9 protein-coding genes are annotated in these 13,810 nt (G+C 47.8%); 8 read left to right on the forward strand and 1 reads right to left on the reverse strand.

The window, feature by feature from the left end:
- The first annotated feature begins 215 nt into the window (after positions 1 to 215).
- From psrA to TW84_RS10260, 6 genes are all read left to right on the forward strand, one after another.
- On the forward strand, positions 216 to 842 hold the full coding sequence (psrA, locus tag TW84_RS10235; protein WP_045975544.1) for a TetR family transcriptional repressor PsrA: 627 nt from the start codon (positions 216 to 218) through the stop codon (positions 840 to 842).
- A gap of 65 nt (positions 843 to 907) precedes the next feature.
- Positions 908 to 3,193, forward strand: coding sequence for an acyl-CoA dehydrogenase (locus tag TW84_RS10240; RefSeq protein ID WP_045975545.1), 2,286 nt, complete (start codon positions 908 to 910; stop codon positions 3,191 to 3,193).
- A 178-nt stretch (positions 3,194 to 3,371) separates the two neighbouring features.
- On the forward strand, positions 3,372 to 4,574 hold the full coding sequence (gene fabV, locus TW84_RS10245; protein ID WP_045975546.1) for an enoyl-ACP reductase FabV: 1,203 nt from the start codon (positions 3,372 to 3,374) through the stop codon (positions 4,572 to 4,574).
- Between the two features lie 595 nt (positions 4,575 to 5,169).
- Positions 5,170 to 7,428, forward strand: a complete 2,259-nt coding sequence (gene tssI / locus TW84_RS10250; RefSeq protein ID WP_045975547.1) for a type VI secretion system tip protein TssI/VgrG — start codon at positions 5,170 to 5,172, stop codon at positions 7,426 to 7,428.
- A complete protein-coding gene (locus TW84_RS10255; RefSeq protein WP_045975548.1) occupies positions 7,410 to 8,009 on the forward strand; it encodes a DUF4123 domain-containing protein in 600 nt (199 codons plus the stop codon). The genes tssI and TW84_RS10255 overlap by 19 nt, the downstream gene beginning before the upstream one ends.
- On the forward strand, positions 8,006 to 10,567 hold the full coding sequence (locus tag TW84_RS10260; protein WP_045975549.1) for a LysM peptidoglycan-binding domain-containing protein: 2,562 nt from the start codon (positions 8,006 to 8,008) through the stop codon (positions 10,565 to 10,567). Before TW84_RS10255 ends, TW84_RS10260 begins: the two co-directional genes overlap by 4 nt.
- Before the next feature lie 24 nt (positions 10,568 to 10,591).
- Here TW84_RS10260 and TW84_RS10265 read toward each other — a convergent pair whose 3' ends face one another.
- On the reverse strand, positions 10,592 to 11,662 hold the full coding sequence (locus tag TW84_RS10265; protein WP_045975550.1) for a formylglycine-generating enzyme family protein: 1,071 nt from the start codon (positions 11,660 to 11,662) through the stop codon (positions 10,592 to 10,594).
- 380 nt (positions 11,663 to 12,042) lie between these two features.
- Here TW84_RS10265 and TW84_RS10270 point away from each other — a divergent pair, with 380 nt between their 5' ends.
- Together TW84_RS10270 and TW84_RS10275 are read left to right on the forward strand one after the other, a co-directional pair.
- Positions 12,043 to 12,402 carry a hypothetical protein gene (locus TW84_RS10270; protein WP_052707910.1) on the forward strand — a complete coding sequence of 120 codons (360 nt, stop codon included), beginning with the start codon at positions 12,043 to 12,045 and terminating at the stop codon, positions 12,400 to 12,402.
- Positions 12,403 to 12,482: 80 nt separating this feature from the next.
- A complete protein-coding gene (locus TW84_RS10275) occupies positions 12,483 to 13,775 on the forward strand; it encodes a hypothetical protein (protein ID WP_052707911.1) in 1,293 nt (430 codons plus the stop codon).
- Positions 13,776 to 13,810: the final 35 nt, after the last annotated feature.

The following is a 13,810-nucleotide window of genomic DNA, read 5'->3' on the forward strand; positions in this document are numbered from 1 at the left end:
GCTCTGCTAACTACACTTATTGAGACCCACCGAATTCAAATCAGTTCCATAGTTGGCAAAATTTTTTTAATTTTTTTTTAATTTTTTCTTCAAAGGCTTATTTCGCACAATTTGCAATCTGGTCGGACCAATCTTCAAAAATGTGATGTTAAAAACTTGTTGGTTATTTGTTTCGGATGTATATTTCAAACAGATGTTTAATACGAGCGATTGAAATGTCGATGAGAAATACGACCAAAGAGAAAATCCTAGATGTTGCGGAAGCTCTGTTTGCAGAACATGGTTTCAACGACACCTCACTGCGTACGATTACCAGTAAAGCGGGCGTTAACCTCGCGTCGGTGAACTATCACTTTGGTGATAAGAAAACACTGGTACGTGCTGTATTGAACCGCTATCTCGAAGCCTTTATGCCAGCGGTTCAAGATGCCTTGATCACTCTCAACCTCAACGAAAGTTACCAAATGGCGGATGTGTTTGAATCGCTAAGAGGGCCGCTGCGCGCACTGAATGATGTTAGACCAAATGGGACCAGTCGCTTTATGTTGCTGATTGGCCGCGGATACACCGATGTTCAAGGCCATTTGCGCTGGTTTATTACCACTCGTTATCAAGAGACGTTGACTTTGTTTACCCAATCCGTGACCAAAGCCAACCCTAAGTTGACTCAGGAAGAGTTGTTTTGGCGACTTCATTTTACGTTAGGTACGTGTGTATTCACTATGGCCTCGAGTCAAGCTCTGATGGACATTGCAGAAAATTCATTCGGGCAGCCGGTCGACGCTAAGTCTATTGTCGATCAGCTTATCCCATATTTAGCCGCAGGTGTTGCGGCTGAGTAATAGAACAAACGAAACATAAAACAAATATAAATTGGACCACCAACAGTGAACAAAAGGATCTGATTATGGGCTCTCTACGCAGAAAATGGGTCAGTGACCCAGCTTTCAAAATGTTTAAAAAAGTACTGCCACCACTTTCCAGCACTGAGAAGGAAGCAATGGAAGCGGGCAGTGTTTGGTGGGATGGGGAGCTGTTTTCAGGTCGCCCAGACTTCACCAAGCTGCACAAATATCCAACCCCTACGTTGAGCGCGGAAGAGCAGTCCTTCGTGGACAACGAGTTGGAGACGCTACTTAGCATGTTAGACGACCAAAAAATCGTCAAACAAGACCGCGACTTGCCAGCTGAAGTTTGGCAATACTTGCGTAAAGAGCGCTTCTTCTCATTGATCATTTCCAAAGAGTACGGTGGTCGAGAATTTTCGGCGCTAGCCAACTCTACCATTGTGACTCGTATTGCGACTCGCAGTATCAGTGCGGCGGTTTCGGTTATGGTGCCTAACTCTTTGGGCCCAGGTGAACTGCTGTCTCACTATGGTACTCAGGAGCAAAAAGATTATTGGTTGCCGCGCTTGGCGAACGGTACAGACATTCCGTGTTTTGCCTTGACGGGCCCTGAAGCGGGTTCTGATGCAGGCGGCATTCCAGATGATGGTGTGGTTTGTTATGGCGAGCACGAAGGCAAAGAAGTTCTAGGTATTCGTCTTAACTGGAACAAGCGTTATATCACGCTGGCACCAGTAGCTACGGTACTTGGCCTTGCCTTTAAGATGTACGACCCAGATGGTTTGATCGGTGATAAGAAAGAGTTAGGCATTACTTGTGCGCTTATCCCTGCTGATCATGAAGGTGTTGAGATTGGTGAGCGTCATGACCCACTAGGTCTTGCGTTTATGAACGGTCCAACACGCGGTAAAGATGTGTTCATCCCAATGGAATGGCTGATCGGTGGTCAAGAGTACGCTGGTAAAGGTTGGCGTATGCTGGTGGAATGTCTGTCTGCAGGTCGGGGTATTTCTCTACCGGCATTAGGCACGGCAATCGGCCACCTAACGTCACGTACCACAGGCGCTTATGCCTATGTTCGTAAACAATTTGGCATGTCGATTGGTAAGTTCGAAGGGGTGGCAGAAGCCATGGGCCGGATCGGTGGTCTAACTTACTTACTGGAAGCGACCCGTACGCTCACGACAACGTCACTCGATCTGAAAGAGAAGCCGGGCATAGTCACAGCCATTGCCAAGTATCATATGACTGAAATGGCGCGTACTATCCTCAATGACTCAATGGACATCCATTCGGGTCGCGCGATTCAAGATGGCCCAATGAACTATTTGGCGTCGCCTTACTTAGGGATCCCTGTTGCGATTACAGTGGAAGGGGCCAACATTCTGACCCGTAACCTGATGATCTTCGGTCAAGGTGCGACTCGCTGTCACCCTTATGTACTCAAGGAGATGGAAGCCGCCGCTAACCCAGATCAAAATCAAGGTGCCAAAGAGTTTGATGACTTGTTGTTTAAGCATATTGGCCATGCGACTAAAAACACCTTGGGTGCGTTCGGTGCTGCTTTGACAGGGTCACGCTTTATCAAAGCAGATATGAGTGGTCCAACTCAGCACTACTACAAAGATCTGACTCGTCTAAGCCGCGCGTTAGCTGTGAGTGCAGATATCGCGATGGCAACACTTGGTGGCGATCTGAAACGAAAAGAAATGATCTCTGCGCGCCTAGGTGATGTGTTGGCTTACCTTTACATGGGATCAGCGGCACTGAAGAAATACGAAGACGAAGGACGTCAGCAGCAAGATCTTGATTACGTTCACTACTCGGTTCAGCACTGTCTGCATAACGCGGCCAAGGCGCTTCAAGAAGCGTTTTCTAACTACCCGCAGAAAGCGGTGGGTGGCCTGCTGAAAGTGTTGATCTTCCCATTGGGGAATCATTTCGCTAAACCAAGCGACACGCTCACTGTGAAGTTGGCCGAAAGCCTAATGACACCGGGCGCTCATCGAGATCGTCTAACGCACCTTTGCTACATCGGCAAAGCCGAAGACGACAGCGTTGGCCTGATGGAAAATGCTTTCCTTGCGATGTATGGCGTACAGAGTTTAGAACGTAAACTGATGCGAGCGGCGAAAGACGGTAAAGTGGCTCGTAAAGGCCTGCTCAAAGATCGTCTGGCTCAAGCGCTGGAAGCGGATGTACTAACGCAGGATGAAGTCGACCAAATCCTAGCTGCAGACGCGCTGCGTTACAAAGCGATTCAAGTTGATGACTTTAGCCATGATTTCAGCGAAGTAAGAACTGGTACCGATCGCTCAAAGCCGAAGCTCGATAGCGTGGCTTAAGTTGGAATAATCTGTATTTAGTAAAGGCACCTTCACGGTGCCTTTCTTTTTGCTCGAAATCTAAAACTGGTATGAAACAGCTCCAACCACTTGCATTTTGCCGACATTTTTACAGAAATTAGATGCGAACTGGCCTTGAACCTTTTATCCTAGCGGGGTTTTGTAAAGGAAGTTGAATATGATCATCAAACCTAGAATTCGCGGATTTATCTGTACGACAACGCACCCTGTGGGTTGTGAAGCTAACGTAAAAGAACAAATTGCTTACACAAAAGCACAAGGCCCAATTAAAAATGCGCCTAAGCGTGTTCTTGTGGTTGGTGCTTCAAGTGGCTACGGTCTATCTTCTCGTATCGCTGCGGCATTTGGTGGCGGCGCTTCAACTATCGGTGTGTTCTTCGAAAAAGAAGGCACAGAGAAAAAGCCAGGCACTGCAGGTTTCTATAACTCCGTTGCCTTTGAAAAGCTTGCTCGTGAAGAAGGCCTTTACGCAAAGAGCCTTAATGGCGATGCTTTCTCTAACGAAGCGAAGCAAAAAACCATCGACCTAATTAAACAAGACTTGGGTCAAATCGATATGGTGGTTTACTCACTGGCTTCTCCAGTACGTAAAATGCCGGAAACAGGTGAAGTGATTCGTTCTTCGCTTAAGCCAATTGGTGAGACTTACACTTCGACAGCGGTAGACACCAATAAAGATGTGATTATCGAAGCTAGCGTTGAGCCTGCTACTGAAGAAGAGATCAAAGACACTGTCACGGTAATGGGCGGTGAAGATTGGGAACTATGGATCAACGCGCTTTCAGAAGCTGGCGTTCTAGCTGAAGGCTGTAAGACAGTGGCCTACAGCTACATCGGTACTGAGCTGACGTGGCCAATCTATTGGGATGGTGCGCTAGGTAAAGCTAAGATGGACCTAGACCGTGCGGCAACAGCGCTAAACGAGAAGCTATCGGCAACGGGCGGAACAGCAAATGTTGCGGTATTGAAGTCTGTTGTGACTCAAGCCAGTTCAGCGATTCCTGTTATGCCGCTTTACATCGCGATGGTATTTAAGAAAATGCGCGAACAAGGTGTACACGAAGGGTGTATGGAACAAATCTTCCGCATGTTCAGCCAGCGCTTGTATAAAGAAGATGGCACTGCACCTGAAGTGGATGACAAAAACCGCCTACGCCTAGACGACTGGGAACTGCGTGATGATATCCAGCAGCACTGTCGTGAGCTATGGCCACAAATTACATCTGAGAACCTGAAAGAACTGACAGACTATGTTGAGTACAAAGAAGAGTTCTTGAAGCTGTTTGGTTTTGGTGCTGAAGGTGTCGATTATGACGCGGACGTTAACCCAGACTACAAAGCAGACTTTATTGCTATCTAATTGATGGCACTCAGTGAGTACCGTAATCCGGAGCCTTGGCTCCGGATTTTTTTGCGCCGCGATGTGTGGCTATGGGTAGTCATCATGGGTTGCGACTCCGGCCGCCAGCGAATGGCTAGGCTAAACCCAACAGGGGAATGCCTAAGCATGGAGCAGCTAAACCATGACTATTATCAATGTTTTGTGGTCTTGCACTTGTTCTAAATAATATAATTATTTAGCATAAAAAAGAGCTCCATTATTGCTCTTCTTCACTTAAACGCACTCTGTGTTAAGTTTGTGTAGCAATAGAGGCAAGGTGCGCACAGCCTCTATACCCTTATTAAAGGTCCGCCTAATCCGATAGTGTGAACTTGCTCGAAAAATCACCGTTATCTGCGCACGGCAAACCGTGCTTTTCACTACTACTGCGCTCTCCTTAGTTACCTTTTTAGACAAAAACACTAATGATTTGGTGAATTTGTCGGTTTTTCTTCGCGTTAACACTTTACTTTCGCCCAGTGATACCTCACTCACAACTTGTTACGGTTTTACCGTTTGGTATGCATGTGAGTTTATTGTCTGTAATTGCTTATGGTCATAAGAGTGAAACGGTATGGTTAATGATGTTGAGTTTGCCTTTGAAGTTTCTGGTGTTTTAACCAGGTTCAAAGTTGAAAGTTTTTGTGTCAAGGAAGCCCTGTCCACCGCGTTTGAAATCAGCCTAACGGTATTATCAGAGACCAATGACATTACCTTTGAAACGCTGAGCAGGAAAAACGGCGTGCTGAGTTTGTTTGGTCAAGGTCTCGCGACAGCTCGGCAGTTTAACGGCTGCATTTCAGCGCTGAGCTATTTGGGCACGGGTCGGCGTTACTCTCGCTATCAGATAACCCTAGTCCCACAGCTGTGGTTTTTGACCTATCGCCAAGACTGCCGAATTTTTCAAAACCAAACGGCGCCAGATATCATTCGCCATGTCTTTGATGACGCGGGAATGAGCGATTATCGCTTTGAACTGACGGGGCAGTACCAAGCAAAAGACTACGTGTTGCAATACCGTGAAAGTGATCATAAGTTTGTCGAGCGCCTGCTGGCAGAACATGGCTTGTGGTTCTACTTTGAGCACAGCGATAGCGCGCATACCATGGTGATTGTAGACAGCAATGATGCCATTCCAGAACTGGTGAGCACGCATCAGAACGGCTCTTACCTTGGGCCTTTGATGTTTCACGCTCAAGGCGGCGGTGTTGCCGACCGAGAACACATTTTCGATTTAGCGCAAGTTCACCGTGCTTTGACAGGGCATGTGAGCTACAACGACTACAACTACCTGACCCCAAAGGTTCCTCAAGGCCAAGAGTCGGGGGACGTTGCCAACAGCGACTTACAACTCTACGACTACCCAGGACGCTACACGGCGCCCGAGATTGGCGCTCTGCGCAGCAACCAGTGGATGTCACAATACATCGTAGAGAGCCACCAAGTTTACGCCTCCAGCAATATTATGCGCTTAGCATCAGGGACTGGCTTTGAGATAGGTGAGTACCCTCGTGCGGCGGTCAATCGTGATTATTTGATGCTCTCTGTGATGCACTTTGGAGAAAACCCTCGCGTCCACGAAGAAGAAGGGTCGGACGCGCCTACCCAATACCGCAATCAATTCGTCTGCTTGCCGCGTGATGTGACTTATCGGGTGAAGAAAATCGCTCCGCCGGTGGTTGAAGGGCCGCATACCGCGGTGGTGGTTGGCCCCGCGGGCGAAGAAATTTATACCGACGAACTGGGGCGAATTAAAGTCCAATTTCACTGGGACCGTTACGGAAAAAATGATGAACGCAGTTCATGTTGGCTGCGCGTCAGTCAATCGATGGCTGCCCCAAGCTGGGGGGCGGTATACCTGCCGCGAATTGGTCACGAAGTAGTGGTGACCTTCTTAGAAGGTGACCCCGATAGGCCGCTGGTGACAGGCGCCGTCTATAACGGTTTGCACTTACCGCCTTATTCCTTGCCAGAACACAAAACGCGCACCGTTTTTCGCACTCAAAGCCACAAAGCAGAAGGCCATAACGAGCTCTATTTCGAAGACGAAAATAACCAAGAAAGGGTGTATCTGCGTGCTCAGAAGGACATGAGAACCAAGGTACTCAACAATCGCTATCGAGATATTGGTAACGATGAAGAGTTAGTGGTTGGCAACCTGCAAGAAAACGTGGTTCACGGTGATCGCAAAGAGGAGATTGATGGTCACAAAACCTCGGTGACCAAGCAGACTTTCATGGAGCGAGTCGAACAAGATGTTACGGTGACCTACAACGCCAACGAAGCGGTCTCACTCGCGCACAATCGTGATTGGTATGTTGATGATAATCGCCGCACTCAGATAGGCAAAAATGACACCCTAGAGGTAGGGGAGGACCAATCCAGTGTCATCTTGGATGCGCGTGCTCAGGATATTGGTGGCGATGACTCATTAACGGTTGGCAACCACCTCAGTGTTGAAGTCAACGGCAATACCTCGGTGCGCTCTGAGGGCAGCACCGCCATCGTTGCGGCGGATGAAATCAAAGTGCAAGTGGGCGCATCAAGCTTAGTGCTCAAAAGCAGCGGAGCGATCCACCTTAACGGAACGGCGATCACCATTGATGGGGCGAGCGATGTTAAGGCCATGGGGGGCAAGGTCAATATTAACGACAGTAGCGCAGCACACGGTAACGTCAGCGTACAAACTCAGCGCCCGAGGGGGCTAGCCATTATGAGGAAAATCTTGCCCGTTATGACGCCAGCCACTTACCAAGGTTTGGTTGAAGAAGGCGGTCTTATGCAAGAACTTTGTGATTGTGGGAGTGGAAAAACATGTCAAATACACAGCTAACGACTCAATGGCGCATTCAAAACCAGAGCGTCCCTCACTTACGAGAAGGACAAAATGCTTATGCCATTATCGAACCACTGCTTTGGCCTGATTGGCAGGAAGCACTCGACGCTTATATCACGCCGCTTGATGCCCACGCTTTGATGGCGGAAACGCGACTCTCTTATTTGCCTAAAGGCCCTTTATTGATCCCTTTGAACAAGGCTCAAGAGGCGCTTCAAGCCTGCGTTGATAAAATGAGCGAATCGCCTTGTGGATGCTTGGTATGGAGCCCGATTAGGATAGCCACAGACGCACTTGTGGCGTCTTTGCGCCAGCGTCTTTTCCTCACCACAGAAAGGGGCCAAGCGTTATTCCGTTATTACGAACCCAGAACCTTGTTGCCGTTAATGGCGGCGCTGAGTGATGAGGAACGACAGACCGCCTTTCCTCTGCTGTCTCACCTGTATTGGCATAATGGTGCATGGCTGAGCGTATCATTTGACGCCCCCTCAGAGTCAGTGCAGCCATTGGTACCTTGGGCACTTTCGCAAGAACAACTCAGCGCGATGGAGCGCATCGCAATGGTAATGAACTCATGAGCACCCAACCTTATTTAATTAAACCCGGCGATACCTTGATCGGTATCGGCATCGAGCACAATGTCGACTTTACGACCTTGTTGACGTTAAACCCACAGTATCAACCTAATCCTGACCTCATTGTAGCAGGTGAAACGTTGCAACTTCCTGTGCCACAAGAGACGAAACCTGCGGAAACAGACTTTCCCGTCGAGCCAGTCACGGCGATGTGCGTCAAGGAAAAGGGCAGTCTTACGGTGCCTCCCTTGTGTGCCGCCAAGGAGATTGAAGATGTGGTCTTTGCCACAGGTGAACCTGCGAATCATTATTACTGTTTAACCGCGGAAGCTATTGAAAAGCTAGATCAAGAAATTGAACAAACTCAAACTCTTTTTGAGTGTTACCAAGAGGTAGTCAGTGGTGCGCCTAAAGGTGATCAAGCTTGGGCTGAGATAGAAAAACACGCCAAGCAACGCCAAGCTTTATGTGAAAAACTCATTTACGCAGGCGTGCTGCCTGCGCCGAAAACCAACAACCAAGCCTCTGTAAGGGCAGAGCAACGTCGCAAAGAAAAACAAGCAAAAGAGAAGGCGCTTGAAAACCAACGCCGCGCCAACGCGAAAGTCACCGAGATAAAAAACCGCATTCACTACATCAAAGCGTATGACCATTGGTATGGAACGCAGGATTCCACCGACAAACTCAAAGCGCATTTGATCAATACGGTGATCCCTAAGTTGGAAAGTGAGCTGGCTAAGTGGGAACCTCTCGCTAAGCTAGCGGTGAAACCTCAAACTCCTTACGTGAAGTCGGTTGATCTGGCTCGTTCAGGCAAGACCAAAGAAACACGCTTGGATGGTATTGTTAACCGTTCTGGGGTGCGAGAGCTGTACTCGATTAACCGTGGTGTGTATCTGTACATCAGAGAAGCCTTTTTTGAGCGTGAAACACGGATTCGCAACTCATGGATGACGTTATCCAGCACCACCCGCTCTCACCAAGCGCTAACCAGAGGCGATGCCGCCGCCTTAGGCAAAGCCATCGCTGATGACATCGCTAAGGATGCGAGCAAAAAGTTGGTAAGCCCAGACCTCAAAGCGAACCTATGGAAATGGCAAGCTCCGGGCGGAAAATTGGCGGAGTGGAAAACCACAAGCTCGCTACTGCGTAATAGTGAAGGCAACACCATATTTGCCGTTAGTGCAGAAGCGCAGCTTTGTCGTTGGGGGATGCAAGCGGCGGTAGACGCTCAGCTCAACCCATTTAATAAAGATGAAAATGGCAACGCCAATGCTCAAGTAGACTTAGGGGTCGGTGTCCAAGCAGCATTTTCGGTCTTTGAAGCGGCAGTGGGGGCTGAGCTGTTCTTGCCTAGTGATGCGGGTTACACCCCTTGCCTTAGCTATACAGATGCCAATGGTAAAGACGCCACTCATTCGTTCGGCAGCTTTAGGTTTAATGCCAAAGTCAAACTTGGCTGTTTTGTTGGTGTGAACGGTCAAGCACGGCTTAGCGCCGGTAATGGGCGTCCAGAAGTCGGTGATGATGTGGGGATTCTATTCGACCCCAGTGTCACCATGGGCAACACTAATGGTCAAATAGGGCTTCGAGCAGGTATATTTGGCGGTGGACAGCTAAGCGGTGAGTTTTCTGGCGGCGTTCAATGGAAAGAGCCGCCAACAGACACCACCACTTATTTTCGCTCGTTGGCGGAAGTCAGGCTGGAAGGTAACGTCTCTGTCGGCGGCGGTTATAACGCCGACTTTATTCTGCACTTACAAGGTGGTCAATTTTTCCTTAAAGTATCAGCCAAATTGGTTTGGGGCGTCGGTGGGGGGGCTGGGTTTGCCATTGCCATTGATGGGCAAACGATTTGGCAACTGGCTAAAGTGATTTGGCAAGGGTTGCAATACATCGACTACCGTCAACTCAGTAATATCGCTCCTAGAGCCTATGAATATTTGGTTGATGCTACATATTTAGCGTTTACTGTAGTTGAAAGGATTGCTTCACCTGCCAATGCGCTTGAGCTAGCCGTTTCTGCTGGTGAAAGCTTCATAGGTGGGCTCAAAGATGTAAGAAACGAAACATTAAATCTCGAAAAAGAAGCCATTGTATTAGCCGAGCGAGTGCTGGATGATTCGACTCGCAGTGGGGTGCCTTTTAACCAGCTTCCGCCAGAAGCCATTGGCCGTATGCTTGATACGCTAACCCGCACCTTTATCTTCAACTGGGAAGAAAAACAGGAACAAGCGATTTGCAAACTGCTGCAAGAGAGCACCTACAGTTGGCATAAGTTTGAAGAGATTTTGGCCAGAATGAATCCAACAGGTAGCAAGGTGAGCGGTGAGAAAGCCCTGTTTAACAGCATCGAGCGTATCAACGCCATTCTTGATAATAAGCAGCAAGCAATGTTTAATCGCTGGGTGGCGACATTAACGGAAGTCAACTTGGCTGATAAGGTAGCACAAGCGCCCTTTACGGCTTATCAACAAAGGGAGTTTACCCAAAAACAAACCCAAGTTGAGCAGCAATACGCTTCTTTATATGCCAGTGGTACCTCTTATCCTTATGTCTAAAACCGTGGCCCTATAGGGCCACCCTCACTGGATCGGCGTTGTACTTTGCACCGCACAACGAAAACTGTTTGTGACAGAGTAATGTTCCAAAACAAGATCCTCTGCATATCGGTCAAAAGTCTTTACCCCCCCCCCATCTCGCGATACTTTCTTGTTGCCATGTTTGGGCCCCTGAGGGTTGTGCTCGGGGGAATTGAGATAATAGTCCTTTTCATACCAGTCGTTTACCCATTCGCTGATGCCATTACTCATCCCATAAATACCCAGTGGGTTGGCAGGCCAACGGCCAATATATTCCTCTTTACTGAGACCACTGTTGACTTCTGAAGGTAGAATCTCGACGCGCTGACCAGTGATAGGGTCGACATACCATCCTTCGGAATAGGATAAGTAACCATCATTGGTGGCATAATAATAGTGCTGGCCTCGACTTCTTGCTGCGTATTCCCACTGCGCCTCGGTCGGTAAATCAAACGCTAAGCCAGAGATGTCGCCTAGCCATTGGCAGTAGTCTTTGGCTTCTTGCCACGATTTAGTATACGTCGCTCTAGTATGCTTTAAATTATATTTCATCGCATTATGGTATCTGTCGTCCGTGCGTTGTATTTGCTTTGCTTTCAATGGGTTAATACTAACAAACTGGCTCATTGCGGGCGGTAGCTGATTAATTTGCCGCATCCATTCCATATCTAAAAAGCTGGTTTCATATTTGGAGATCGAGTAAGAATCTAAGGTGACTTTATGTAAATGTTGCGCACCAGATAAGTTAGTAGCAAAGTTAAAACACTCAGCATCAGGGGACCAATCGAGGCGAGTCTCGGTTTGGGTGGGGAAATCACAATCCATTTTAAAATCACCCATATCAAAGCTGCCACCGTCGACAAACACCATATTTTCAATCGCACGGATCACAGCTTCAGCGGCTTGTTGTTTTTGTTGCGCTGTTGCTTGCGGGTAACGGCTAGTGATGTTGGTGACAATGGTTTTGATTTGCTGCGGAGAAACCGTTTCACTAGAGAGCTGAATACTGGATCCAGTGTTACAGGCGACCAAGACAGGCAGTGTGCCGATTAACCCTAACCATCGGTTTTTCATTCGATACTCCTTGTGTTTAATGCCACTATTTTACGCAAAAATATGCTGAGAAAACAGTTGCAAAAACACTATAAGCCCAGTGATAACGCAGGAATTTCGTAATCAAGCTTTACGCTTACCTTTATGGCTAAAACCGTGGCCCTATAGGGCCACCCTCTTGGATGTTTTAAATTGCATTTCATCGCATTATGGTGCTTGTCATCGAGGTGCTTATTGGTTTAGCTTAAGCACTCAGCAGTAGGGAACCAATCGAGGCGCTTATCGATCGGTGTAGGCAAATCACAATCGATTATCTAATGCCTATATTGCATAGTTTCAATTTTCTGAGGTCGATTTAGACTATGACTTCTCAACTAACACGTAAATCGTTGCGGAGTAACATGCAAAAACTAATCAAATGGTTCTCAATAATTGCAATAGCGACCCTACTTGCGCTGGTTATTCTTCTCTTCACTTTGTTTAGATTTGAACAAACAGCGTCTACTCAACACCAATTGCTTGGTGAAATGTTATGGTTATCGGCCCCTGATGGAGGGGTCGGTTTCAGAATACTCGCATCAAGTCATCCGAACTATACGATTAAAATAGTGTGTAATACTCCTGATAATCTTTGTGAACAAGGTACCTACAGGTATACAGGCACGGAACTACAACAAGTTGAAATTAGTGATATTGCCTCATATCTAGGAGAGAGTATCGGACTAGTAAATGGAGAGTTTATGGTAAAAATAAGCGACTAGAGGCTTTTTATACTGGGATGTTTGCTACGTGCGGCACTACGTAAAACCGCACAGAAATGTTGCTGTGACCCCAAGCAAGTGTGGCTACCACGTTCGAGCCGAGCAAAGGTAAAATTGATTTGGGCGTCGGGGCAGACGCCAGCGTGTCATTAGCCGAAGCCAAAGCGGAAGCCCATCTGTTCTTACCTTGTGAAGCGGGTTATCCGATTAAGCTGACTTACCGCGACGCCAAGGGCAAAGATGCCACTTACTCGTTCGGTAGCTTTCGATTCAAAGGAACCGTTTCTGTGGGGTGTTTTGCTGGGGTGGCCGTCGGTGCCAGCGCTCAAGTGGGTCAGGCAGAAGAGGAAAATGGCAGCAGTGTTGGGGTAATGTTTACACCACATGTCGATCTTTCCAAAGGACCGAAGGGGGAAATTGGCCTACGTGCACAAGGCTTTGCTGGCCTTCAAGCGAGCGGGCAATTGGCAGGGTCGATGGAATGGAAAGCGCCTGAAGAAGACAAACCTACCACTTTTAAAGTGCTCTTAAAGCTGAGTGCCTCGGGCAATATTGCAGCCGGGGCTGGATTCGGTGCAGATTTCCAGCTCTCACTCGTGGAGGGGAAATTTTATTTAAAATGTTCAGGTCAGTTGGTTTGGGGGGCTGGCGGTGGGGGCGGTTTCGGTGCCCTTATCGATATGGTGCAGTTGTGGGAGTTGGCCAAAGTTATTTTCCGAGGGCTTCAATATGTTGACTATCGAGTACTCGCTAACCTAAATAATGAAGCTTATGACTATCTTTTGGACTGTACACTGGTGGCGTTCACCAGAGAGTTGATTGATTCGCCTGCTCAAACATTGGAAAGTGTTGTCCAAGCGGGTGAGAAGCAGGTCATGACTTGGAAACAAGGGCTTGACGACATTAGTGATCGTAAGATCAAGGCAAATGCGCTGGCCAAACATATTTTAGATAGCAGTACTATGTCAGGTATGTCATTTGACTCGATTTTGCCAGAGGCGATAGGGGTAATGTTAGACACTTTAGTGGAGGAGTTTTTGCTGAGCTTTAATGAGCTGCAGGAGCGGGCGATCTGTAAGCTGCTTAAAGAGAGCACCTATAGCTGGCATAAGTTTGAAGAGATTTTGCAGCGAATGAACAGTACAGGGCAAAAACAGACGGGTGATAAAGTGATGTTTGATAACCTTGACCGTATAAATGCTATTTTGGATGAAGCCCAACAACGAATGTTTAACCGCTGGGTGACTCAATTGGCGCACAAGAACAGGCTGACTGATAACGCAGACCCTTATCTTCCCGTTTCTGGTGAGCAATTGTCCCGAAAACGTGCCCAGATAATGGCTCGTAGTGATGAGTATTTACCTTACCGATAATCACAAATAGGCCCGCTAGGGCCTATTTTGACTGC

Source organism: Vibrio neptunius (genome assembly GCF_000967495.1).
Lineage (GTDB): Bacteria > Pseudomonadota > Gammaproteobacteria > Enterobacterales > Vibrionaceae > Vibrio > Vibrio neptunius.

Excerpts from the sequence above, each read along its gene's own strand:
- TW84_RS10265 (WP_045975550.1), bottom strand. The coding sequence starts at position 11,662 with ATGAAAAACCGATGGTTAGGGTTAATCGGCACACTGCCTGTCTTGGTC.
- fabV (WP_045975546.1), top strand. The coding sequence starts at position 3,372 with ATGATCATCAAACCTAGAATTCGCGGATTTATCTGTACGACAACGCAC.
- psrA (WP_045975544.1), top strand. The coding sequence starts at position 216 with ATGTCGATGAGAAATACGACCAAAGAGAAAATCCTAGATGTTGCGGAA.
- TW84_RS10260 (WP_045975549.1), top strand. The coding sequence starts at position 8,006 with ATGAGCACCCAACCTTATTTAATTAAACCCGGCGATACCTTGATCGGT.
- TW84_RS10240 (WP_045975545.1), top strand. The coding sequence starts at position 908 with ATGGGCTCTCTACGCAGAAAATGGGTCAGTGACCCAGCTTTCAAAATG.
- tssI (WP_045975547.1), top strand. The coding sequence starts at position 5,170 with ATGGTTAATGATGTTGAGTTTGCCTTTGAAGTTTCTGGTGTTTTAACC.
- TW84_RS10270 (WP_052707910.1), top strand. The coding sequence starts at position 12,043 with ATGCAAAAACTAATCAAATGGTTCTCAATAATTGCAATAGCGACCCTA.
- TW84_RS10255 (WP_045975548.1), top strand. The coding sequence starts at position 7,410 with ATGTCAAATACACAGCTAACGACTCAATGGCGCATTCAAAACCAGAGC.